Genomic DNA, 23,021 nt, shown 5'->3' on the forward strand with positions numbered 1-23,021 from the left:
CTTAAGTGCCGCAATAGGTTACGATTTGCGGCGCATCGTGCGGGGCCGGCCGGGCGTAGGCCTCAGCGCTGTCGACGTGGGTGAATGGGGCTTGCACCAGTGCCAGCAAACGCCGGAATGGTTCCATGTCGTCCTGGAAGCTGGCCGCTTGTAGCGCCTCTTCCACCAGTTGATTGCGGGGAATGTAAACAGGGTTGTTGCGCGCGACCAACTCGGGGGTGGCGTTACTGGCCAGGGCACGGTAGCCGGCCAGCCAATCGCCCACTGCGGCATCATCGTCGAAAAGTGCTCGCAACGGCGCCTCGTCGCCGCCCAAGGCAGCGGGCAGGGCGCGAAAAAAGCTGGTGAAATCCACCCCCTGTCCTTGCCAAAGCTGATGCATCTCCTCGATGAGTGCCGCATCGGGCCTGTTAAGCCCCAACTTGCGGGTAAAGACCTGCAGCCAGGCGGCGCGATAGAAGGTCTGTGCCTCCTTGATGACCTGCAAGGCGCCTTCGATGGCCCGATCTTCATCGGTATTGATCAGGGGCAGCAGCGTTTCGGCCAGCCGTGCCAGGTTCCAGAAGATGATGGCGGGCTGGTTGCCGTAGGCGTAGCGCCCCTGGTGGTCGATGGAACTGAAGCAGGTCTGTGGGTCATAACGTTCCATGAAGGCGCAGGGGCCGTAATCGATGGTTTCGCCGGAAATGGTGGTGTTGTCGGTGTTCATCACCCCATGGACGAAACCGATCCCCATCCAGTGGGCAACGGTTTGTGCCTGGCGGGCGCTCACCCGGGCCAGCAGCTTAAGGTAGCGGTGCGGCGCCTCGGTCAAGTCGGGATCATGGCGGGAAATGGCATAGTCCGCCAGCCTCTGCAGCAGCTGGTTGTCGCCACGGGCGGCGAGAAACTGGAAGGTGCCGACCCGTAGATGGCTTGCGGCCACCCTCGCCAGCACGGCGCCCGGCTCCAGCCCCCGCTGGCGCAAAATCCGCTCACCGGTGGTGCAGGCGGCCAGGGCGCGGGTGGTGGGCACGCCCAAGGCGGCCATTGCTTCCGAGATCATATATTCGCGCAGCACCGGCCCCAGTACGGCGCGGCCATCGCCCCCGCGGGCAAAGGGAGTTTGGCCGGAACCTTTCAGGTGAAGGTCCCAGCGCTTGCCTTGGGGGTCGATTACCTCACCTACCAGGATCGCGCGGCCATCGCCCAGTTGCGCGGAAAATCCGCCGAACTGGTGGCCGGCGTAGGCCATGGCCAGGGGGCGCGCCGTGTCGGGCATGGCATGGCCGGACAGCATTGCCACCCCTTCGACACTGGTCAACGCCGCCGGGTCAAGCCCCAGGGCCTGCGCCAGTCTTTCATTGAGCAGCACCAGCTGTGGCTTGGGCCATTGCTGCCCCTGCCAGGGGGTGTAAAGCCCGGGTAACTCATGCGCATAGCTGTGTTCAAAGCTAACGGTGGGGCTTGCCATGCCGTCTCTCCGCGTCATGTGTTACTCGATGAAGTTCCAGTTGGTAAGTTAACGGTTTTGTCAGGTTATGCCAAGGTTCTTGACAGCGTGTTCTTTTATGTGCTAAAATTAGTGTAATTTCAACGATATAGAATGAAAAATTGATTTTTGCGGTACAATTTTGATTCAATTCAAACTCAAGGGGTAGAACAATGAAAGTAATTCGTGGGCTTATGGCGGTGGGGTTGTCTGCTGCCTTGTTGGTCGGCTGCAGCAGTGACGGCAGTTCGGGGAAGGATAAGCAAGGCATGTTGTCTCTCAGCGTGACCGATGCGCCGGTGGCTGAAGCCACGGCGGTGTGGGTGCAGTTCAGCGGGGTTGAGTTGCAGAGCAGCAGTCATGGTCGGCAAACTTTTGATTTCAGCGAGGAACCCAAGCAGATTGACCTGCTGGCCCTGGAAGGGGGCGGTTCGGAATTGTTGCTCGACGAAGTGAGTCTGCCCGCCGGTAATTACCAATGGGTGCGGTTGATGGTGGACACCGAGCCCGGGGTGCTGGACTCGTACCTGGTGAGCGCCACCGGTGAGCATGAATTGACGATTCCCAGCGGCGATCAGACCGGTCTCAAGCTGATACGGGGCTTTGTGGTGCCCGCCGGAGGCCACGCCGATTTCACCATTGATTTCGACCTGCGCAAGTCCGTGGTGGGTGATGACGAAAAAGGCTACAAACTGCGGCCGACTTTGCGGATGGTCGATAACAGCGAAGTGGGAGCGGTGATCGGCCACGTCGACATAGCCAACTTGTGTGGCAGTGAAGAGGGGGCGGCGGTATATGTTTTCCCCGGTCCCGATACAAGCCCGGTGGATATCAACATCAACGAAGAGCAGGGACCGCTGGTGGTTGCTCCGGTCCGGTTCAATGAGGAAGAGGGCCAGTATTGCTATCGGGCCGCCTTTTTGACGGCCGGCGAATACACCTTGGCTCTTACCTGTCAGGCGGACCAGGATGACCCGGAAGCCACCGACGATATTGCCTTTGTGGAGCAGCAGAATGTGATGGTGGAGGCCGGTGCGCCCCCCACCCAAGCGCACTTTCCGGCCGAATAAGCATCGACCGGAACGACGGGCTGGCAGCTCGCCAGAAGTTGCCTTTTTTAAGCCAGGTCCAGCATTGTTTGCCGGACCTGGCTTTTTTGTGTGACCCGGAGGCGATGTCACACTGTGAGAGTTGTTGAGGGGTGAATATAGATTGACAAGTCGAAATATATCGATTTATTAATACAACTTATTTGGGTCCAACAAAGTAGCGAAAGGTGCTGGCAATGAAAAAGACTTTTCTGATCTCCGGGCTGATGGTGTTTGGGCTGTCAATGTTGCTGCCGGTGACTGCCCCCCTGTTTGCTGCCGACTGCCAGGTCATCGGCGGCGAAATTGAAAGCGAGACCAACCTGTTAAAGCGCCAGGCCCTGGCCCGGCAGGGGGTGGTCGCCTGCCCCGATGATCCCCGCATTAATTTCCACTATGCATACTCTCTTGAGCGTTTTCGGCAATACCGCGAGGCCCTTAAGCATTATCAGCAGGCCGCCATACATGATCCGGAGTTTGCCGCCAGCTATTTTGGCATGGGTGATATGTACCTGCAGCTTGGCCGGCCCGAAGACGCCGTCAAGGCTTATGAGTTTGGTTTGGCCCTGGCGCCGGAGGCCGGGCGCGCCCAAAGATCCCTGGCTGAAGCCCGCAGTCGGCTCCAGGAGCAGGCCACGGGCCGCCACGATGATGATGTCACCTCATTTGCCGGTCTGATGGGGCTTGAGCCCGAACAAGAGCCCGACCCGGAGCCGGTGGTTGAGGCGGTACCGCAGCAAGAGGAGCCGCCGAAGGCGGTCACTCATCTCCTGGTTTATGCCGCCGGCGCCGGCGGCTCGATTGCCGGTGATGTTTCCCAGCAGGTGGTGGAGGGTGAAGATGGCCGCAAGGTCACCGCCGAGCCGGAGGTTGGCTACCAGTTTGTTGCCTGGAGTGATGGGCGCACCGACAACCCTCGGGTGGATAGCGGAGTGAGCAGAGATGTTACCGTAGCAGCCGGCTTTGCCCCAGTGGTCTATACTGTGACGGCCCTGACCGGGCCTAACGGCGATATCGCCGGTCGTGGGTCACAGCCTGTGGTGCACGGGGGTGAGGTTGGTTTCGCGGTTAAGCCCGGGGCGGGTTACATCGCCAGCGCGGAAGGAAGTTGTGACGGTTATTTTGATGGTGACCTCTACCGCATCGGCTCGGTTACCGCCGATTGCACGGTGAACTTTACTTTTGCCGCCATCAGGGACGAGCCGGAAGATGCGGCTGGGGTGTCGGTGGATGAGGTGGTCGTGGAAGCGGCTGTGGAGGCCCCCGGCGTTGAGGCAACGGCCGTGGAAATGGCGAGCCCTGAGCCGTCGACGGCGGTCAGCGATAAACCGCTTGAAGGAGAACGCCTGGGTGATACCTGGTGGCGAGTGCAGGGCAGTGACGGCGCAGGTTCGATAACCGAGTCGGCCACCGTTGGGCAAAAGATGGAGCAGGGTGGGCGGCTGGGTGATACCTGGCTGCGCCCGTTGCCTGATTGATCCTTGGTGCCTTCTGCAGGTGGGGCTGGCCGGTAATGTTGTTCAGCGGGCCAGGCGCAGGCCGATGACGAAGAAGCGGTAGCCGGTGTCGTTCCAGTCGCGGTAGGTGGTGCGGGCGTTGAGGGCGTTGAAGTTCCAGGAGCCGCCCCGCATCACCCGACGTTCGGCCTCCCGGTCGCCGGCTGCGGTGCCGAGCCGGGGGGATGAGTCGGTGGGAGCGCCTTCGTAGTTGGGGTGCCAGATATCCTCGCACCATTCCCAGACGTTGCCGCTCATGTCGTGCAGGCCCAGGCCGTTGGGGAGCTTGCGCCCCACCGGTTGCGGCCGGCCCTGGCTGTTGGCGCTGTACCAGGCGTATTCGGGCAGCAGTTTTTCCTCGCTGGTCCCGGCCCATTTTTGTTCTTTGCCGCCGGAACGGGCGGCGTATTCCCACTGGGCCTCGCTGGGCAGGCGGAAATTTTCCCCGCTGGCTTGGTTGAGCCGGGCGATGAAATCCTTGGCGTCGTTCCAGCTTACATTGACCACCGGTTTGTCGTCGCCGACAAAGACCTGGCCGGAAGCCTCCGCCGGGTTGTGGCCCATCACCGCCTGCCACTGGGCCTGGGTGACGGGATAGCGGGCGAGTTGAAAAGCCGCCACCTGAACCAGGTGGACCGGCTGTTCATCCCGCCCGCCGTCGTCCCAGATATTGCCCATCCGGAAGCTTCCCCCCGGCACCGGCACAAACTCCATGCCGGTGTGGGGGGCCGACCACAGGCTCGCTTCAGCCGCAGTGGTGGTGTCCTGCTCGGGCAGGACCTCGCCGCAGAACATGCAAAATCGTGACTCCGCCGGGATGCTTCGTTTACAGGCTGGGCAATGCAAAAGGCACCTCTTCTTGTATGGTTCGTAACCGAGCAGCCGCACCGCAGATGAGGTCTTGCAGCCAGGTGCAGCGTACCCTTGTATGTAAGCCTGGCTGATCGCCCGAAGGTGCGGTGCGGCTGTTCGGTTACTACAGCTTGAACAGCAGGTCGCTGTAAGTCGGCACCGGCCACAGGTCCGCCGGCAGCAGCTCTTCCAGTTGGTCGACGTCTTCGCGCAGGCTGAGCATGGTGGGGATCACCTTGTCGCGGAAGGCGCTGGCCTGTTTGCCCACATCCTCAATGGCCCGAGCCTTCTGGGCCTCAGCTTCCAGTTTGTCCACCTTTTTGTCCACCGCCTCCAGCAGTTTGGAGATCTTCTCCAGCAGTTTCTTCTGCACGTTGCCATGCTTGCCGGCGGCACCGGCTGAAGCCCCCAGCACGCTGATATAGCGAATCACCGCCGGGATGTACTGGCGGCGGGTCATCTGCACGGCGGCCCGGGCCTCGATGTTAAGGTGCTTGGCGTACTGCTCCGAGTAAATCTCGTAGCGGGAATGCAGCTCTTCTTTGCTTAATACACTGTACTTGTCGAAAAGCTTGATGGTCTTCGGGGTAACCAGGGTCTTTAAGGCGTCAGCGGTGTTTTTGACGTTGGGCAGGCCCCGTTTTTGGGCCTCCACCACCCATTCGTCCGAGTAGTTGTTGCCGTTGAAGATGATCCGGCCGTGTTTGGCCATGGTTTCCTTGATCAGGGCCTGGATCTCTTTGTTGACATCCTTGGCCTTTTCCAACCGGCCGGCGATTTCGTCCAGGGCCTCGGCGGCGATGGTGTTCAGGGCCACGTTATGGCCGGAGATCGACTGGGAAGAGCCCACCATGCGGAACTCGAACTTGTTGCCGGTGAAGGCAAAGGGCGAGGTCCGGTTACGGTCGGTGTTGTCCTTGGGCAGGTCGGGCAGGGAGTCGACCCCGATTTTGACAAACTGGCAGCCTTCCGGCGAGCAGATCTTTTCCCCCTTGGCCAGTTTTTCCAGAATCTCGGTCAGTTCCTGACCCAGGAAGATGGAGATAATGGCCGGCGGCGCCTCGTTGGCCCCCAGGCGATGGTCGTTGCCGGAGCTGCCGCAGGTGGTCCGCATGATGTCGGCGTGTTCGTCCACCGCCTTGATCATGGCGCAGAGGAAGACCAGGAACTGGGCGTTGTCGCCGGGGGTCTGGCCGGGTTCCAGCAGGTTGATGCCGTCGTCGGTGGCCAGCGACCAGTTGTTGTGTTTGCCCGAACCGTTGACCCCGGCATAGGGCTTTTCGTGCAGCAGGCAGACCATGTTGTGGCGCAGGGCCACCTTCTGCATGGTCTCCATCACCAACTGGTTATGGTCGGCGGCGATATTGGTGGAGGTGAAGACCGGGGCCATTTCGTACTGGGCCGGGGCCACTTCGTTGTGCTTGGTCTTGGAGGTGACCCCCATCTTCCAGAGTTCGGTGTCCAGGTCCTTCATGTAGGCCGAAACCCGGTCCTTGATCGCCCCGAAATACTGGTCTTCCAGCTCCTGGCCCTTGGGGGAGGGGGCGCCGAACAGGGTGCGGCCGCAGTTCATCATGTCCAGCCGCTTGCTGTAGTACTCCTTTTCCACCAGGAAGTACTCCTGCTCCGCCCCCACGGTGGGGATTACCTTCTGCGACGTGCTGTTGCCCATAGCCCGCAGCACCCGCAAGGCCTGCCTGGAGACGGCGTTCATCGAGCGCAGCAGCGGGGTTTTCTTGTCCAGGGCCTCTCCTTTATAGGAGCAAAAGGCGGTGGGGATGCAGAGGGTGACGTTGCCGGCCCCATCTTCCTTCAGGAAGGCCGGTGAGGTGCAGTCCCAGGCGGTGTAGCCCCGGGCCTCGAAGGTTACCCGCAGGCCGCCGCTGGGGAAAGACGAGGCGTCGGGTTCGCCCTGGATCAACTGCTTGCCGGAAAATTCCATGATCACCGTCCCTTCCACGGAAGGGCTGATGAAGGAATCGTGCTTTTCGGCGGTGGCTCCGGTCAGGGGCTGAAACCAGTGGGTGTAGTGGGTGGCTCCCCGTTCAATGGCCCAATCCTTCATGGCGTTGGCCACCACTGCCGCCACGTCCGCCTGTAGGGAGGCGCCGGCGTTGATGGTGCGTTGCAGGGCCTTGTAGGTCTCTTTGGGCAGACGGGCCTTCATTACCTGGTCGCTGAAGACGTTGGCTCCAAAAAGTTCCGGGACGGCGGCGCCGATGGTCTTGCCGCTGCGGGCCGGGCTGGAAGCCCCGTGGCCGTGGCAACAAACAGCATGATGAGCGCCTTTCTTGCAACAGGACGATGCGCACATTGGAAATTCCTCCTCATAAAAATGGTTAATGGTCGGCTTGGGGTTGGTAACCGCTCACGCACCAAGTGGTTGAACCGGGTGCTTTGGTTACAATGCCTGAGCAAGAGCCGTGCCAGCAATGGTTTCAGGGTTGGAGTATAGTTGTTACTGCTTGATTAAACAGCCTTTTTACTTATTGTTGCGCCGCTGGGTGGCGCCGCAGTCACCGGGGATGAAATTTACAAATTTGTAATATGTCGCCGGCTGGCTGACAATTTTGTCGTATCGGTTATTTCTCTTTTTTCTTTCGCTAAACTAGCGGGAAGACCGGCAGTTGTCAACGAATGGTAAGTGAGAACAAAAAATACTGGACAGCGGCTTCAAAAGAGGATAAAAAAGGTCCACTATGCAGATTACCCGAGCCACCGATTATGCCATTCGTTGCGTTTACTGCCTGGCCCGGCATCCCGGTGAGTTGTGGATGATCGACGATATTGCCCGGGAAATGGAGATTCCCAACAGTTTTTTGGCCAAGATTCTGCAAAAACTGGCCCGGGCGCAGATCGTCGAGTCGCAGCGGGGGGTCAGGGGCGGTTTTCGCCTGGCTCGCGCCCCGGAAGAGATCAGCCTCCATGACGTGGTGGTGGCCACCGAGGGTCCGGTGGCGATGAATGTATGCACCCTGGAAGGAGAGCGTTGCGACCGGGTTGAAAAATGCCGGGTGCATCCGGTCTGGGTGACCATTCGTCAAGAGGTGGAGGAAGCACTGCAGAAAAGAAAATTTGCCGACTTTTTGTAAGGGCGTTTTTTTGGGGCCCAAAACAGGACGTAAAATGTCTTGTTTTGGGCCTTGGTGGATTATTTAGTATTAGGTTTTAGGCGCCGGCTTGTGGTATTTTTGGGTCTTAGTCGGTCCGGGTAGGAGAGAAGTCTTTTGGCACGTAATTAGGGCAATAAGGAGGGAGTATGGACAGACCTGCGTACAATTACGACATCGTCAAGCACTTTGTCCACTGGAGCATCCTATGGGGTGCGGTGTCGGTGCTGGTCGGGGTGATCATCTCTTTTCAACTGGTGATGCCCCAGTTGAATTTTGGTGAGTACCTCAGTTACGGCCGCCTGCGGCCGGTTCACACCAATGCCGGCATCTTCGGCTTTGCCGTGGGGGGCTTTTTCGCCCTCTTTTACTACATGGTGCAACGCCTTTGCCGGGTGCCCATCTGGAGCAACGGCTTGGCCCGTTTCCAGCTCTGGCTGTTCAATATCATCATCGTGCTCTCGGCGGTGACCCTGCTTTTGGGTTTTTCTCAGAGCAAGGAATACCACGAGATGGAGTGGCCCATCGACATTCTGATTGCCGTGCTCTGGGTGGGTTTTACCATCAACATTTTAATGACCATTTTCAAGCGCCGCGAGCCGCAGATGTACATTTCGCTGTGGTTCATGATGGCGGCGCTGATCGGGGTGGCGGTGCTCTTTGTGGTCAACGGCCTGTCGGTGCCGGTGACCCTGTTTAAATCCTACTCCGCCTTTGCCGGTACCAACGACGCCAACGTGCAGTGGTGGTACGGGCATAATGCCGTGGCCATGGTGCTCACCGTGCCGCCGCTGGCCGTCTTTTACTACTTTTTGCCCAAGTCCACCGGGGTGCCGATATACAGCCACCGGCTGGGCATTGTCGCTTTCTGGTCGCTGATCTTCATGTACCTCTGGACCGGCGCCCACCATCTGCTCTGGACCCCCATTCCCGACTGGGTGCAGACCCTGGCCATGGCCTTTTCCATCATGCTGATTGCTCCCTCCTGGGGTTCGGTGATCAACGGTTACCTGTCCATGAACGGCCAGTGGCACCAGATGCGGGAAAATTACCTGGTCAAATTTTTTATCCTGGCCATCACCTTCTATGGCCTGCAGACCCTGCAGGGGCCGATGCAGGCGGTTCGCAGCTTCTCCGGTTTTATCCACTACACCGAGTGGATCCCCGGCCATGTCCACATGGGCACCATGGGCTGGATCACCCTGCTGATCTGCGGCGCTTTTTATTACCTGGCGCCACGGTTGTACGGGCGCGAGTTGTACAGTATTCCCCTGGCCAATCTCCACTTCTGGCTGGTGCTTATCGGCCAGCTTATCTACTCGGTGAGCATGTGGATCGCCGGGGTGGTGCAGGCCTCCATGTGGCACAGCCTTAATGATGACGGCTCCCTCACCTATACCTTCGTGGATTCGCTGCTGGCCATGTACCCCTACTGGTGGATCAGAGGCCTGGGCGGCGTGATCTATCTGTTGGGAATCGGAGTTTTTGTCTACAATATCGCGATGACGGCCCGGGGGGCGCAAACCCCGCAACAGGCCGCGCAGCAGGCATAAAGGAGGCCCTGGCTATGTGGGAAAGAAATCCGGTAATCTTTTTGCTGCTGGCAACGGCGGTGATCATGGTGGGCACCATCGTCACCATGGTGCTGCCCTTTGCCTACGTTAACACCGAGCGGGACGCCATCGAATCGGTGGTGCCCTACACCGCCCTGGAACTGGCCGGGCGCGATGTGTACATCAAGGAAGGGTGCAACAACTGCCATACCCAGACGGTACGCCCCCTGGTGGCCGAGGTAATCCGCTACGGCGATTACTCCAAGTCCGGTGAGTTCGTCTACGACCGGCCCCATCTCTGGGGCTCGCGCCGTACCGGCCCGGATCTGGCCCGGATTGGCGGCAAGTACCCGGATCAGTGGCACTACGAGCACATGCGCAACCCCGCGGGCATGGTGCCGGGGAGCAACATGCCGCCCTACGCTTTTCTCGATAACCGCTCCGTGGACCCGGAGTTGACCCGTCGCAAGATGGATGTGCTGGGCTTCCCGTACACGGAAGAGGAAATCCGGGCCCTTGCCGGCAAGACCGACATGGATGCCATGGTCGCCTATATGCAGAAGCTGGGCAGTGATATTCCCTGGCGGGAGCAGCAGCGGGTGGCGTTGGTGGGTGAACTGGAGAATCCTTTCAGCGGTGACGCTGCCGCCATTGCCGAGGGCCGGGAGTTGTACGATCGCAACTGTGCCGCCTGTCACGGCAGTGGCCTGCGCGGTGGTTTTGCCGCCTCGTTGGACCGGTTGCATTACCCCGAGGAGGTCTTTTTCCGGATTATCCATGATGGTATCCAGCCTTTGAACATGCCCTCTTTCGCCGGCATGGGCAGTGAGCGGATCTGGAAGATCGTCACCTATATCGACAGCGAACAGGTGGCGCCATGACCTGGGCCGGTATGGTCTATCTGCTGATGACCATCGGCATGTTTGCCGTTTTCGCCGCCATTGTGATCTGGACCTTCAGCGGCAAACGCAAGGAGCGGCTGGAGGCACCCAGGGAGCGGATGCTGGAACCGGACGAAAGGTCGGCCGAAAAGTCGGCTGACAAGGAGGAAAAATAATGATGAGCGAGCATAATTCAGCCCCCCAGGCGGGGCCGCACAGTGACGGAATCAAGGAAGGGCACGCCCCGCTACCGGGTTACTACAAGCTGCTGTTCGGCGGCCTGGTGGTCTGGGCGGTGCTGTTCATGGGCTATTTTTTGTCTACCGGCTGGAGTTCCGCGGAATATTTCGAGCGCAAGATGGCCGAGCACCAGGAATCCATCCGTTAATCAATGATTCGGCCCTGGCGGCGCGCCGTTCAATGGCTGGGCGCCCTGCTTTTTTTCAGCCTGCCTTTTGGGCGCTGGCAGGGCGAAAGCCTGCTGCGGCTGGATGTTCCCGGCTGGACCCTCTATCTGCCGGGCCGGCAGTTGGGGGTCCAGGAATTTTACCTGGTGGTGCCGGCGCTGCTGGCCCTGATCTTTTTGTTTTTGCTGGTGGCCAGGTTTCTGGGCCGGGTCTGGTGCGGTTGGCTCTGCCCCCAGACCTGGCTCAACAACCTGGTGGAATGGCTGGCCCGGGGGCTGAAGTTGCGGGTTGACCCCTGGCGCATCGGCGGCGCCTGGTGGCGCCTGGCCCTGCTGCACCTGATCGGGCTGCTTTTTGCCCTGTGGTGCGGCGCCACCCTGGTCTGGTATTTCGTGCCGCCGGAGCTTTACTGGCAGCGCCTGCTGGCCGGCGAACCCGGCCCCTGGGCCCCGGGATTCACCCTGGCGCTGGCGGCGCTGATTTACCTGGATGCCCTGTTTGTCCGGCGCTTGGCCTGTCGGGAGTTTTGCCCCTATGGCCGCTTTCAGGTCATCCTGCTGGGTAAAAACACCCTTACCCTGGGGCTGACCGCCGACCATGCCGAGCGCTGCCTGGACTGCCGGGCCTGTGTCCGGGCCTGCCCCATGGGGATCGATATCCGCCGGGGCTACCAGGTGGAATGCATCAACTGCGGCAACTGCCGGGACGCCTGCCGCCGGGTCATGGCCAAAGCCCAGCCGGGCCGACCGGCCCTGATCGCTTATCGCTTCGGGTAAGCAATCAGGGGGTGCCCCCGGGGCAACGCCCGAATCGCCCGGGAACTGGACGGGGGCCGCGAAACCCGGTAGCGACGGGTTCGCCCGCCGCCGGGCGCATGGACGCGCAGGAGGCGGCGGGCGCCTCGGAGGCCGACAGGATGTCGGCCGAGAATGAGTCGCTACCGGGTTTCGCGGCCCCCACCCCGGTGCAACAACCAATGACTTTACCGTAAATTTTTTATGGAGGACCCAATCATGCCTCAGCAAATATCCCGGGTCGATTCACCGCCGGTGTCGATTTACCGCTGGCCGTTGATGCTGGGCGGCCTCTTTCTATCCTTTCTGCTCTTCAGCTCCTGGTCCATCATCCAGGCCGGAGCCAAGGGCAGCCCGGTGGTGGACCCCGATTATTACGCCAGCGGCCAGGCCTACCATAATGATGAACGGGCCTGGCGGGCCGCCGCCGAAGCCGGCTGGCGGCTGTGGTTGAGCAAAGAAGATGAAGAGCTGCGGGTGCGCCTGGTGGATGGCGCCGGGCAGCCGATAAGCGGCGGCGAGGTGACGCTGCGCGTCGCCCGCCGGGCCGCCGGCAACCCGGCGCTTTGGCAAGTGGAGTTGTCGGAGGTCAGCCCGGGGGTTTACCGGGCCATGGCGGCTGAATTGCCGGCAGGAGCGGTGGAGATGGTGTTGACGGCGGCCACTGCCGAGGCTGAACTGCAGCGGCGCTTTAAGGTGGTATCCGGGCCATGGCAGGAGTTGGCGCTCTGAACGATTCACGCTGTCACCACTGCCAGGACCCGCTGCCCGCCGACGGCGGCTTTCGCGGTGAACGCGATGGGGAGGAATACCGCTTCTGCTGCCGGGGCTGCCTGGGCGCCTGGCTGATCATCACCGGTGCCGGGCTGGAGGATTATTACCGCAAGCGGAGCTGGCAGGATGCCGGCGGCATGGCCGATGTCTTTGCCGTCGAGTACGATGATCAACTCCTGGCCCGTTACGTCCGGCAGGGCGAGGAGGGCGCCGAGCTGGCCTTCCTGGTCGAGGGGATTCGCTGCGCCACCTGCGTCTGGCTGATCGAAAAGATCGTCGGCGGCCTGGAGGGGGTCTGCACGGTGCGGGCCAACTACGGCAGCCACCGGGTCTTTGTGGTCTACGACCCGGACCGCCTGACCCCGGCAAAACTTTTTTCCGCCGTGGCCCGCCTGGGCTACCGCCCCCGGGTGCTCACCCGCGACAACCTGCACCGGGCCGCCGAGGCGGAAAGCCGCGATCTGCTGCTGCGCTTCGGCACCGCATTCTTTCTGGCCATGCAGCTCATGGGCTACTCTTTTGCCCTTTACGCCGGCTATTTCCAGGGCATGAGCGCCCTGACCCGGGATGTCATGCAGTGGCTGGCGGCCCTGGTCACTACTCCGGTGGTTTTCTACTCCGGCTGGCCCTTTCTGATCGGCGCCTGGCGCAGCCTGCGCAGTAATCTGCCCAATATGGACCTGTTGGTGGCCCTGGGGGTGTTGGCGGCTTATTTCTACAGCCTTTATGCCACCGTGGTGGGGCGGGAGGTCTACTTTGAAACGGCGGCAATGATTGTCACCCTGATCCTGCTGGGCCGGCTCTTTGAGCACCATGCCCGCCGCCGGGCCGCCGCCGGGGTCGACCGCCTGCTCCACCTCACCCCGGATACCGCCCTGCGTCTGGACGATCAGGGGCAGCAAGTGGTGGTGGATAGCGCCGAGTTGCGGCCCGGCGAGCTGATCCTGGTGCGGCCCGGTGAACGTTTTCCGGTGGACGGCATGATTGTCGACGGCCACTCGGAGGTGGACGAGGCGGTGGTCAGCGGCGAATCCCGGCCGCTGGCCCGCGGCCCCGGCGAGCCGGTGCTGGGCGGCAGCTTCAACCTGACCGGCGCCCTGCGGGTGGAGGTTGCCAAAACCACCGCCGAATCCTTTGTCGCCCGCATGGCCCTGCTGGTGGAAGAGGCCCAGAGCCGCCAGGCCCCGGTCCAGCGGCTGGTCGACCGCCTGGCCGCCGCCTTTGTGCCCCTGGTGCTGGGCTTGAGCCTGACGGCCCTGCTCTTCTGGCTCTGGCAGGGGCTCGGCTTGGGTCCGGCCATGTTGATCGCCATTGCCGTGCTGGTGGTGGCCTGTCCCTGCGCTTTGGGTTTGGCCACCCCCACCGCCGTGCTGGTGGCCGCCGGCAAGGCCGCCGGCCGAGGAATTTTGTACCGGGGTGGCGATGTGTTGGAGGCCAGCGCCAAGATCACCCACGTGGCCTTCGATAAAACCGGCACCCTGACCACTGGCCGCCCCCGGGTGGTGGCGGTACGGCCTCATATTTCCGCCGCTATTGACGAGGCGAGCGGGGGGGCAAGCCGAGCCGAGGAAATTGCCAACCGCCTGCTGGCCCTGGCGGCGGCGGTGGAAAGCGGTTCCAGCCACCCCTTGGCCGAGGCCATTGTGGCGGAGGCCGAAAGCAGGGGCTTGCTCAATGGGCCGGTGGGCGCCCAACCGGCCGGATTGCCGGCAACCGACGCCGTCGGCGAGATCAGCGCCGTGGCCGGGCGCGGGATGATCGCCGCCGGGCCGGCCGGCAAGGTGGTGGTCGGCAACCGGGATTTCTTGCTCCAGCAGGGCATAGCGCTGCCGCCCCGGCAGGCGGGAAGGGCGTTGCCCGAGCATCTCCGGGGGCAAGACTCCGCCGTCGGCGAGGCCCTGACCGAAGTGCATCTGGCCGAGGCCGGTCGCTATCTGGGGGTGATTTTATTACAGGACACCCTGCGCTCCGATGCCCCCGCCCTGGTTGCCGAACTGCGCGCCCGCGGCTTGCAGGTGCTGATGCTCAGCGGCGACAACCAAGGAGTGGCGGCCCGGGTGGCTACCGAGGCCGGGATTGAGCCGGACAAGGTTTACAGCGCCGTCGATCCCGCCGGCAAGAAGGCGATTATCGAAGAGTTGCAACAGGGCGGCGCCCGGGTGCTGATGGTGGGTGACGGGATCAACGACGCCCCGGCCCTGGCCGCCGCCCGGGTGGGCTGCGCCCTGGCCGGCGGCACCGATATCGCCGTGGGGTCCGCCGGCCTGGTGCTGACCCGCGACCGGCTGGCGGAACTGGCCCCGGCCCTGGCTATGGCCCGCCACACCATGGGGATTATCCGGGAAAATCTTTTCTGGGCCTTTTCATACAATATGGTAACCTTGCCTTTGGCGGTGGCCGGGCTGCTGGCCCCGGTCTACGCCGCCGCCGCCATGGCCGCCAGTTCGGTGCTGGTGGTGGCAAATTCTTTACGTTTAGCCCGGTAAACGTCCAGCAGCACCGCATCTTGGGGCGATCGGACCGGCTTGCGTACCTGGGGTACGCGGCGCCGGTCCGCTTGCCCCAACCTGCGGCACTGCTGAACGTTTACCCCCTTGGTTCCGGCTGATGGTTGGCCGGAAAAAACAGGCTTGTGGTAAGAAATGATGCTTGAATCCACCATTGCATTGATCATTATTTCGCTGGGGTTGGGTCTGGGGGCCTGGCTGGCCTTTGTCTGGGCGGTGAAAAAGGGCGAGTTTGATGACCTGGAGGGGCCCAAGTACCGGATGATGAACGATGATGACGAGCCCCCGCCACCCGGGGGGGCTTGCCGTTAGCGGACCTGCCCCAGGAGATCGCCGGGGCGGACGTGGTTGGTGCTGGCGCTGGTCACCAGGGCGGCGGCCCGCTCCGGGGTGACTCGCAAGATCAGCAACTCGCCCCGGCGCCGTGCGTTCTTGCTGCTGTCCGGCGAATGGACGGTGAAGCTCTGGCCGGGGGCCAGTCCGTCGTTTTCACCCCGATCCAGGTAGACCACGTTGTCGCTGGCGGCCACCATCCGGTGATGCTTGACCGCCACCACGGTGGCGGGAATGGTGTAAGCGTCCTTGTCCAGCGATTCCGCCGTAACCTCCGGGACGGGTGGGACCGGTCCCAGCAGGTCGCCCTGCTTGATTTCGGTAAAGGAACGCTCGACCACGGCCCGCTGCTTGCCGCCTTCAGGGGCGATAACCTTGATAATGCCGACATCCGCCAGCAGGTGACCGGGGCTTTTCCCCAGGTAGCGCTGGGCGTCCACCCGGCCGAGATCGCGGTATATTCCCAGGCGTTGGCCCGGCTGGGCGCCGGGGGCGTCGATCAGCACCGTTTGGTGGCTGGCGGCGTGGTGCCAGCCAACTTCTGAACCGAGCACCCGGCCCTCGGTGGGCAGCTCCCAGGTGACCATGCCGATGCCCCGGTCGTATTGCCGCGCCAGTTCCGCCTGTATTGCGGCCAGGCGTTCATCTACTTCCGGTTCCTCAGCCACCTTCGGCCTGAAGGGGGTGGTGACCTGCATGGGCAAGGGTTCGCCGGTGCTGACGATGGGAGGCGGTTTTATCACCACTTCTTCTTTGGGTGGCGGGGGTGGTGCCAGGGGGATCAGCACAATCTGGCCGGGGTAAATCCAGTGGGGGTTGGTGAGTTCCGGGTTGACCTGCCAGATCTCCGACCAGCGGTCCGGGTCGGACAGATAATGTTCGCTCAGGCTCCAGAGGTTATCACCTTCCTGCACCAGGTGAGGGGTCAACTCGTCGGCAGTGGCCTGCATTTTTGCGGTCATGATGGCTACACAACCCAAGAGTGCAGCCGTCAGAATAGTTTTTTTCATGGTTTGACTCCTGGAGTTGGTGGCCTGACGAACCCCCCTGAATGGTGGCAGGTGACGCCAAAACAACGAGTTGCATGGTAGTCGCCAGCAGTCAACAGGTTTGTTGCCGGGTGCTGGTAAGCGCCGGGAACGACCCCGCTGGGATGACACCTGCTCCTCATTTCGGATACATAATGAAACTTGTCGGCACGGATGTCAAGTGTCAGGAGGGGGGTAGGGTCGCGCTCCCCCAAAAAAGATTCAGCGGCTGGGGGTAAATAAGAGATGTTCGGGGTACTGGAATTTGATCCGCTGTATGGTCTGGCTTTTGTAACCGCCCTGCTGGGTTCCGGCCATTGCCTGGGAATGTGTGGCCCGCTGGTGGCGGCGCTCTCCCTGAGCTCGCCGGAACTGCAGCGACCCCGGGTGGGGGTGGCTTTTCATTTGCTGTACAGTACCGGCCGGATTATCACTTATACCGCCGTTGGCGCCCTGGTTGGCTGGTTTGGCTCCGCCCTGGCTTATACCCAGAACCTGGTGATGGTTACCGCCATAGCCCTGATTTTTTCCGATCTGTTCATTATTGCCGTGGGCCTGGCCACCGCCGGCGCTTTCCGGCGCTTGAATGTCATGGGGCTTAACTTTCCCGCCCCCACCGCGCTGATCACCGGCCTGGTAAGTCAACTGGCGCTGCTGCCGCCGGCCCTGCGGGCTTTGCCGGTGGGGTTGCTGATGGGTTTTTTGCCCTGCGGTTTTCTCTATGCCATGTTCATCGCCGCGGCCCAGAGCGCGGCTCCCCTCACCGGGGCGCTGACCATGTTGGCCTTCGGCCTGGGTTCGGTGCCCGCCCTGCTGCTGTTCGGCAGCACCGCCGCCTGGCTTTCCGGCCGGGCCCGGGGGCGGATGCTGCAAGTTGCCGGGATCATGGTGGTGCTGATCGGGCTTTATAACCTCTATCGCCACCTGCAGATGTTCGACTGGCTGGTGGCCGGCATTCCCTTTGTGGAGGCGATTTGCCACTGAACGGTTGGAGGGCACGCTACATAAAACTTGCCATCGAAGGTGTTTTCTGTTCACCTGAAGCAGTTGTTGCCGGTTGGTTCCGGTCACCGCCCTGCGGTGGTGCCGGTAAAGGTGTCGAGGCCGGTTTTTCGCTGACTGCCTTGTTTGTGTGGATGGACTTAAACTTATGAACAGCATGGTTGACCAGGATAGCGACAGCTCACCGGAAGAAAGCCGGCTGCTGGAAATTTTTGCCCGGATGAAAATCAAAGGTTTGCCGGCCATGTCCAGCCACGTCCGGGAACTGATCTCGCTTACCCAAAGCAGCCAGAGCGCCGGCTACGAACTGGCCCAGGTTATCCTCAAGGACTATTCTCTCACCAACAAGGTCCTGCAGGTGGTCAACTCGGCTTATTATTCCCTGGGGCGACATGTAAACTCCATTTCCCGGGCAGTCACCATTTTGGGCTTTGATGCGGTGCGGGAACTGGCCATGGCCATTGCCCTGTTTGAGGATTTTGTTAAGTCCGGCCGGGAAAAAGAGCTGGTCAGCCGGGTGCTGACCTCTTCCTTTTTAAGTGCCATGCAGGCCAGGGAAATGGCGGCGGAAAAAGACTACGGGGTGGCCCCGGAAGAGGCCTTTATCTGTGCTCTTTTGCATAACTTGGGCAAGATAATTATCTGTATTTACCTGCCGGAACAGTATCAGCAGATCGAGGAACTGCAGGCCCGGGGCCTTAGCGAACAGGAAGCGGCCCGCAAGGTGCTCTCCGGGTTGACCTTTCACCGGGTGGGCATGGAGGTGGCCGCCCACTGGAATTTGTCGGCAAACGTCATCGCCGCCATGGCCCCGAACCCCGAGGAGCCGAAAAACAGGCGGGACCAGACCGGTTACCTGCGCAACCTGGCAGCCTTCACCAACCGGTTAACCGAGCAGGTCTGCCAGGGCCAGGATGTCGGCCGGCTGGTAAGGCGTTTCGAGCAGGCGCTGCAGGTTAATACCGAAGAGGTTCTCGATCGCCTTAATCGCAGTGTGGACAACTCCGAAGAGGTCTCACCCGCCATTCGTTTCGGGTTGAGCAAGCTCAAAATCAGAAACAACCTGCAGCGGGTGGAGGCAGAGTTGCGGCACCCGGGCAAAGCCCCCAAAATAGTACCCCCGGAAAAGGAGCCGCCCGCAAACAGCTGGGCGGAGTCTCCGGAGTTGCCGGAGCCAGCAGTGGAAAACCAGGTGATCGAGATCGCCGATCCCGCCGCCGATCCTGAAGCCCCGAAATCGGTAACCGATTTTATCCAGGAAATTACCGAAACCCTGATGGGTGAATTTAATATTAACGATTTTTACATTAACCTGCTGGAAGGCTTGTATCGCGGGGTAGGTTTTGACCGGGTGCTGCTGGCCATCATGATGGTTCGGGGCAAGCAGCACCTGCTTTGCGGCCGTTTCGGTTTTGGTGATCTTGATCGTGAGGGAATTACCGGTTTTCGTTATGACCTTGCTTCGCCGGGCGCGATCCAGCAGGCGGTGAAAAACTGCCGTGACCTGGCGGTGCCGCCCGGGGTGCCGGGGGCCTTCCCCGAAATTATGCAGCCGCTGGTGGCGGGGCGTACGGTTTACCTGTTGCCGGTCTGCCTGGAGAATAAGCCAATCGGGCTGATTTATCTCGACCGGCGAGAGGGGCGGCCCCGGCTGGATGCCGCGACCCTGCAGACCACGAGAATGTTTCGGGATTTTGCGGTGATGGCCATTCGTAAGCTGCGGCAAAGCAAACGGCGCTGAACGACGGGCGGGCGAGAGGATGAGCAGGAGTAGCTACCGGAAGATCAAGGCCTATATCACCAAAGATGGCTCGGAGATCCGGGAGTTGATGCACCCCGGCGTGCACGGCAACGCCAACCAGAGCCTGGCCGAAGCCCGGGTGCCGCCGGGGGCGCTGACCCTGGCCCACCGCCACCGGGTGAGCGAGGAGATTTATCATTTCACGGCCGGCCGGGGGGTGATGGGGCTGGGGGAGACAACCTTTGCGGTGGCTGCCGGCGATACTGTGGCCATCAGCCCGGGGACGACCCACTGGCTGGAGAATCCCGGCCCGGGTCCCCTGGTCGTTCTTTGCGCCTGCAGTCCCGCCTACTCACACGAAGATACGGAGTTGGCTTGATGAATGATGACGAAAAAGATAAACTGCCCCCGGCGGGTTCCCAGAAGCAGAGTCCCACGCTCTATCGCGGCCCCGACCGCCGCGCGCCCTATCCGGTGAGCCGCATGGCGCCGGCCTTCGACCTGGTGGACCTGGCCCGCCAGATCGAAGATGCCGATCGACTGATCGGCACCAGTGTCGGCGGTAAGCTGCAGGTGATTGCCGAGCAGGTAAGACAATTGCGTCGGCAGGCCCACGAGATTCTCGACAACGCCCGCCGCGATCAGGAACTGCACCGGGCCCGCTGCAATTTCCGGCGCCTTCCCGGCCACACCTATCACCTTTATCGCCGCCCCGATGGGGAGAGCTATTTCTCCATGCTGGCGCCGGAGGATTGGCGGGACGGGCCTCCCCACGAATACGCCGGTTCCTGGCGGTTGGAGGCCGATCAATCCTGGACGCCGATGGGCCAGGGGGATGAGTCGGGCGACAGCGAAGAGCAACAGGCGCTCCTCAGTGCCCTGCTGGAAAAACGTTGAGCCCGGACGGGATTGCGCCGGGTTTTCGTTGACAGGATTTGACCGGTCGGGCATTTAGCACCAGACCATTAACCACTTATTTCAATCATTAGAGGGGAAAAGATGCGAAAAATCATTCAGTATACTGGAAAACCGTTGTGCCTGTTGTTGCTGCTGTCCTTTGTTCTGCTTGATCTCAGCATTCACTCGGCAAAAGCCGGGATGATCGGGACCGAAGCGGTAATCGAGGCCCGGGCGGCCGAAGCTTCCCGTGAGCGGGTGGCCGACTTCCTGGAGCGGGACGATGTTCGTCGGGCCCTGGTGAAACAGGGGGTTGATCCGGTGGAGGCAAGCAAGCGGGTGGAGGCCTTGACCGATGCCGAGGTTAACCGGCTGGCCCGGGAACTGGAACAGTTGCCCGCCGGCGCCGGTATTAACACCATTGTTGGGGCGGCGGTGTTTGTCTTTCTGGTCCTGCTGGTGACCGATATCCTTGGCTTCACCGAGGTCTTCCCCTTTGTTAAACCGGTAAACTGAGGTTGCCGTTGTTCCTCGCCGGCCTGCTGCTGGGGCTTCTGCTGGTCCTGCCGTTCACCGGCTGTGCCCCCGCCTTTCAGGAGACCCTGCGGGAGCAGGCCGGCCCCGGCAGGGTGGTGATCGACAGCGTTCCTTTTTATCCCCAGGAAAAATATCAGTGCGGGCCGGCCTCGCTGGCCATGCTGCTGGCCTGGAGCGGCCTTGAGGTGGTACCGGAGCAACTGGTGGATCAGGTCTACTCCCCCGACCGGCAGGGCAGTTTGCAGCCTTCCATTGTGGCCGCAGCCCGGCGTCATGGCCGGGTGGCATACCCGTTGTCCGGCCAGGAGGAGCACCTTTTGGCTGAGGTGGCGGCCGGGCATCCGGTGTTGGTGCTGAAAAATCTTGGCCTGGCCTGGTTGCCCCGCTGGCACTACGCAGTGGTTATCGGTTATGAGCGGGAGCAGGAGGTGGTCTACCTGCACTCCGACAGCCGGGGCAACAAAGCTTTATCGGCCCGGGTTTTTGCCAACACCTGGCAGCGTGGCGGCTCCTGGGGCCTGCTGGTGCTGCCGCCGGACAAACTGCCCGCCACGGCCACGGAAAAAACCTGGCTGGCGGCGGTGGTGGGCCTGGAGCGGACCGAGCAATGGCCGGCCGCCGCCCGGGCTTATGAAGCCGCCCTGCAGCGCTGGCCGGACAGTGTGGTGGCCTGGATGGGGCTGGGGAACAGCCGCCATGCCCTGGCCGATTACCTCGGCGCCGTTACGGCGTTTACCCGGGCGGCCGAGCTGGAACCCGATTTTGTGCCGGCCAGTAATAACCTGGCCTTCAGCCTGGCCGCCGCCGGCCGGGTTGCCGAGGCTCTGGCCGTAATCGAACGGGCCATGGCGGCCAACGGTCCCTGGCTGGAGCAACTCGAGCAGACCCGTCGGGAAATAATGAGCCGCCACCAATTGATGCTGCCGTAAGAGCTCACGGCTGCGGCAGCTATTTGAAGGGATCCCAGCGGGCGGTCATCTTCTCGTAACCGGCGGGGAAGTGCTGCCGGAACAGCTTGTAGTAATAAAGTTCTTTCGGGGAGTTGAGTTTGATCCCGGTTTCGCTGCGGGGGGTGGCCTTGAATTCGTCCTCGCTGACGTATTTGGCGGTCAGTTCGTCCATCAGGTCGTCCACCCCGGTGCCGCCGGCAAAGCGCAGCTTGGTGCGGTTGGCGATTTCCTTGGGCAGCATACCCCGGAAGGCCTCGCGGAGAATCCATTTCTCTATATCGATCCCCCTTGCCTCATCATGGTAAACCTTTAGCTCCAGCGGAATCTTGCGGCTGAAGGCCACCACTTCCGGGTCCAGGAAAGGGGTGCGGTAGTTGACCGAGTGGGCCAGCCAGGAGCGGTCCAACCGGCGCAGGGCGGTGTTGTAGGCGATCTGTACCAGTTTCTCCGCCACTTCTTCCCGCTGCTCTTCCGATTCCACCTCTTTCAACTCAGCGAAATAGCCCCCGAACAGCTCATCGGCCCCTTCCCCCACCAGAATAGCGTTGGTGAAGACGGTGGTTAGTTTGGAGGTATAGATATTGGCGGTGGTGCCGGAAACGCAGTCTTCATCGAAGCTTTCCAGATGATAGACAGCCTTGTCCAGAATACGATCGATATCCTGGTCGGTAATCTGGTAAATGTGGTGCTCAAGGTCCAGGAACTCGGCCATCAGTTTGGCGAATTCCAGGTCTTTGCTGGGATAGCGCTTGATGGTGGTGCTGAACAGCTTGATGCCGGGGTCGATCTCCTTGGCGATGGCGGCGATGATGGAACTGTCCAGGCCGCCGCTGAGCGAGACGCCCTGCACGGCGCCGTCGGCCATCATCTTGCCGGTGGCCTTGATCAGCAACTCCCGCAGAATCTCCGCCGCTTCGGCGGGGGTGGAAAAATCCGGGGTGGTGAAGGTATGGCGGGGGAAGGGTTGCAGCCCTTCCTGGGAGGAGTAAAAGTGCCCCGGCGGCAACTCTTCCACGGTGTCGCTCCAGGCCAGCAGGGCCTTGGCTTCGGAGGCGAAATAAAGCCGGTTGCCCCGGGCCCGGTAGATCAGGGGGCGGGAGCCCACGGCGTCGCGGGCCAGGATGGTCTCCCCCCGGTCGACGATGGCGCAGGCGAAGCTGCCGTCGATTTTTGCCAGCCCCTCGCGCCCTTCCCGCTGGTAGACCTCCCGGATAAAGCCGACATTGGTCTGGCCCGGGGGGATTTCCTGGTAGATATCACCGTCCAGCAGTACCACCGGCTCTTCCTTGCCGGCCATGGCCGGGGTCGCCCGGGGCGAAAGGGAGAGTTCGCAGCAGGCCAGGCCGCCGTCTGCCACCTGCCGGGTGATGGTGTTGTCCGGACCACGGTGGGTTAACTTGCCGATCATCTCCTGCAGCTGATCCTTGCCGACTTTTTCCCCGGTAACTCCTGCAATTCCGCTCATCAAACTCCTCCTTTGGCTGGCCGGGCCAACCGTTTGCGCCGGTTGCCCTTTGGCTGTTCAGTACGGTTTGTTGGAGCAGGATAACATAATCGGCCAGGATTGACATCCGCCGGATGCCCGGCTTGAAGTGGGAGA

The 23,021-nt window shown here is 61.6% G+C and carries 22 protein-coding genes; 17 read left to right on the top strand and 5 right to left on the bottom strand.

Annotated features, from left to right (window positions below):
- Nucleotide 1 precedes the first annotated feature (1 nt).
- Nucleotides 2-1,453 (bottom strand): protein adenylyltransferase SelO, encoded by a 1,452-nt coding sequence (locus tag DAAHT2_RS00885; protein ID WP_013162411.1) that lies wholly within the window; start codon nt 1,451-1,453, stop codon nt 2-4.
- 287 nt (nt 1,454-1,740) lie between these two features.
- Between DAAHT2_RS00885 and DAAHT2_RS00890 the strand changes: the two genes are divergently transcribed.
- Both DAAHT2_RS00890 and DAAHT2_RS00895 read left to right on the top strand, forming a co-directional pair.
- Nucleotides 1,741-2,541, top strand: a complete 801-nt coding sequence (locus DAAHT2_RS00890) for a DUF4382 domain-containing protein (protein WP_049824334.1) — start codon at nt 1,741-1,743, stop codon at nt 2,539-2,541.
- A 215-nt stretch (nt 2,542-2,756) separates the two neighbouring features.
- On the top strand, nt 2,757-4,037 hold the full coding sequence (locus DAAHT2_RS00895; protein WP_013162413.1) for a tetratricopeptide repeat protein: 1,281 nt from the start codon (nt 2,757-2,759) through the stop codon (nt 4,035-4,037).
- 42 nt (nt 4,038-4,079) lie between these two features.
- Here DAAHT2_RS00895 and DAAHT2_RS00900 read toward each other — a convergent pair whose 3' ends face one another.
- Together DAAHT2_RS00900 and DAAHT2_RS00905 are read right to left on the bottom strand one after the other, a co-directional pair.
- Nucleotides 4,080-4,850 carry a formylglycine-generating enzyme family protein gene (locus DAAHT2_RS00900; RefSeq protein ID WP_013162414.1) on the bottom strand — a complete coding sequence of 257 codons (771 nt, stop codon included), beginning with the start codon at nt 4,848-4,850 and terminating at the stop codon, nt 4,080-4,082.
- A 181-nt stretch (nt 4,851-5,031) separates the two neighbouring features.
- Entirely contained in the window at nt 5,032-7,221 is a 2,190-nt protein-coding gene (locus tag DAAHT2_RS00905) for a glutamine synthetase III family protein (protein WP_013162415.1), read from the bottom strand.
- 385 nt (nt 7,222-7,606) lie between these two features.
- Here DAAHT2_RS00905 and DAAHT2_RS00910 point away from each other — a divergent pair, with 385 nt between their 5' ends.
- The 9 genes from DAAHT2_RS00910 to ccoS all read left to right on the top strand — a co-directional run bounded on the left by DAAHT2_RS00910 (nt 7,607) and on the right by ccoS (nt 15,245).
- On the top strand, nt 7,607-7,999 hold the full coding sequence (locus DAAHT2_RS00910; RefSeq protein ID WP_013162416.1) for an RrF2 family transcriptional regulator: 393 nt from the start codon (nt 7,607-7,609) through the stop codon (nt 7,997-7,999).
- 167 nt (nt 8,000-8,166) lie between these two features.
- Nucleotides 8,167-9,570, top strand: coding sequence for a cbb3-type cytochrome c oxidase subunit I (locus DAAHT2_RS00915; RefSeq protein WP_013162417.1), 1,404 nt, complete (start codon nt 8,167-8,169; stop codon nt 9,568-9,570).
- 14 nt (nt 9,571-9,584) lie between these two features.
- Nucleotides 9,585-10,451, top strand: coding sequence for a cbb3-type cytochrome c oxidase subunit II (locus tag DAAHT2_RS00920; protein ID WP_013162418.1), 867 nt, complete (start codon nt 9,585-9,587; stop codon nt 10,449-10,451).
- On the top strand, nt 10,448-10,627 hold the full coding sequence (locus DAAHT2_RS00925) for a cbb3-type cytochrome c oxidase subunit 3 (protein WP_013162419.1): 180 nt from the start codon (nt 10,448-10,450) through the stop codon (nt 10,625-10,627). Before DAAHT2_RS00920 ends, DAAHT2_RS00925 begins: the two co-directional genes overlap by 4 nt.
- A complete protein-coding gene (locus DAAHT2_RS00930) occupies nt 10,627-10,839 on the top strand; it encodes a cbb3-type cytochrome c oxidase N-terminal domain-containing protein (RefSeq protein ID WP_013162420.1) in 213 nt (70 codons plus the stop codon). The genes DAAHT2_RS00925 and DAAHT2_RS00930 overlap by 1 nt, the downstream gene beginning before the upstream one ends.
- 3 nt (nt 10,840-10,842) lie before the next feature.
- The gene (locus DAAHT2_RS00935) at nt 10,843-11,634 is read left to right on the top strand and encodes a 4Fe-4S dicluster domain-containing protein (RefSeq protein WP_013162421.1); all 792 of its coding nucleotides are present in this window, start codon (nt 10,843-10,845) and stop codon (nt 11,632-11,634) included.
- Nucleotides 11,635-11,871: 237 nt separating this feature from the next.
- Nucleotides 11,872-12,384, top strand: a complete 513-nt coding sequence (locus DAAHT2_RS00940) for a FixH family protein (RefSeq protein WP_013162422.1) — start codon at nt 11,872-11,874, stop codon at nt 12,382-12,384.
- Complete coding sequence (locus DAAHT2_RS00945) at nt 12,363-14,912, top strand: heavy metal translocating P-type ATPase (RefSeq protein ID WP_013162423.1); 2,550 nt, start codon at nt 12,363-12,365, stop codon at nt 14,910-14,912. The genes DAAHT2_RS00940 and DAAHT2_RS00945 overlap by 22 nt, the downstream gene beginning before the upstream one ends.
- Before the next feature lie 156 nt (nt 14,913-15,068).
- A complete protein-coding gene (gene ccoS, locus DAAHT2_RS00950; RefSeq protein WP_013162424.1) occupies nt 15,069-15,245 on the top strand; it encodes a cbb3-type cytochrome oxidase assembly protein CcoS in 177 nt (58 codons plus the stop codon).
- Here the strand turns inward: ccoS and DAAHT2_RS00955 are convergent.
- Complete coding sequence (locus tag DAAHT2_RS00955) at nt 15,242-16,276, bottom strand: LysM peptidoglycan-binding domain-containing protein (RefSeq protein ID WP_013162425.1); 1,035 nt, start codon at nt 16,274-16,276, stop codon at nt 15,242-15,244. The two genes, ccoS and DAAHT2_RS00955, sit on opposite strands and share 4 nt — an antisense overlap.
- A gap of 264 nt (nt 16,277-16,540) precedes the next feature.
- Here DAAHT2_RS00955 and DAAHT2_RS00960 point away from each other — a divergent pair, with 264 nt between their 5' ends.
- From DAAHT2_RS00960 to DAAHT2_RS00985, 6 genes are all read left to right on the top strand, one after another.
- Nucleotides 16,541-17,278 (top strand): sulfite exporter TauE/SafE family protein, encoded by a 738-nt coding sequence (locus tag DAAHT2_RS00960; protein WP_013162426.1) that lies wholly within the window; start codon nt 16,541-16,543, stop codon nt 17,276-17,278.
- A gap of 166 nt (nt 17,279-17,444) precedes the next feature.
- On the top strand, nt 17,445-19,037 hold the full coding sequence (locus tag DAAHT2_RS00965; protein ID WP_013162427.1) for an HDOD domain-containing protein: 1,593 nt from the start codon (nt 17,445-17,447) through the stop codon (nt 19,035-19,037).
- A gap of 19 nt (nt 19,038-19,056) precedes the next feature.
- The gene (locus DAAHT2_RS00970; protein WP_013162428.1) at nt 19,057-19,416 is read left to right on the top strand and encodes a cupin domain-containing protein; all 360 of its coding nucleotides are present in this window, start codon (nt 19,057-19,059) and stop codon (nt 19,414-19,416) included.
- Nucleotides 19,416-19,934, top strand: coding sequence for a DUF2452 domain-containing protein (locus tag DAAHT2_RS00975; RefSeq protein ID WP_013162429.1), 519 nt, complete (start codon nt 19,416-19,418; stop codon nt 19,932-19,934). The genes DAAHT2_RS00970 and DAAHT2_RS00975 overlap by 1 nt, the downstream gene beginning before the upstream one ends.
- A gap of 102 nt (nt 19,935-20,036) precedes the next feature.
- Nucleotides 20,037-20,450, top strand: coding sequence for a PA2779 family protein (locus tag DAAHT2_RS00980; protein WP_013162430.1), 414 nt, complete (start codon nt 20,037-20,039; stop codon nt 20,448-20,450).
- A 2-nt stretch (nt 20,451-20,452) separates the two neighbouring features.
- Nucleotides 20,453-21,400: a PA2778 family cysteine peptidase gene (locus tag DAAHT2_RS00985; protein ID WP_041718753.1), complete on the top strand. Its 948-nt coding sequence runs from the start codon at nt 20,453-20,455 to the stop codon at nt 21,398-21,400.
- A gap of 19 nt (nt 21,401-21,419) precedes the next feature.
- Here the strand turns inward: DAAHT2_RS00985 and DAAHT2_RS00990 are convergent, their stop codons facing one another.
- A complete protein-coding gene (locus DAAHT2_RS00990) occupies nt 21,420-22,886 on the bottom strand; it encodes an asparagine synthase-related protein (RefSeq protein WP_013162432.1) in 1,467 nt (488 codons plus the stop codon).
- Nucleotides 22,887-23,021 lie beyond the last annotated feature (135 nt).

This window comes from Desulfurivibrio alkaliphilus AHT 2, from assembly GCF_000092205.1.
Classification (GTDB): Bacteria; Desulfobacterota; Desulfobulbia; order Desulfobulbales; family Desulfurivibrionaceae; genus Desulfurivibrio; species Desulfurivibrio alkaliphilus.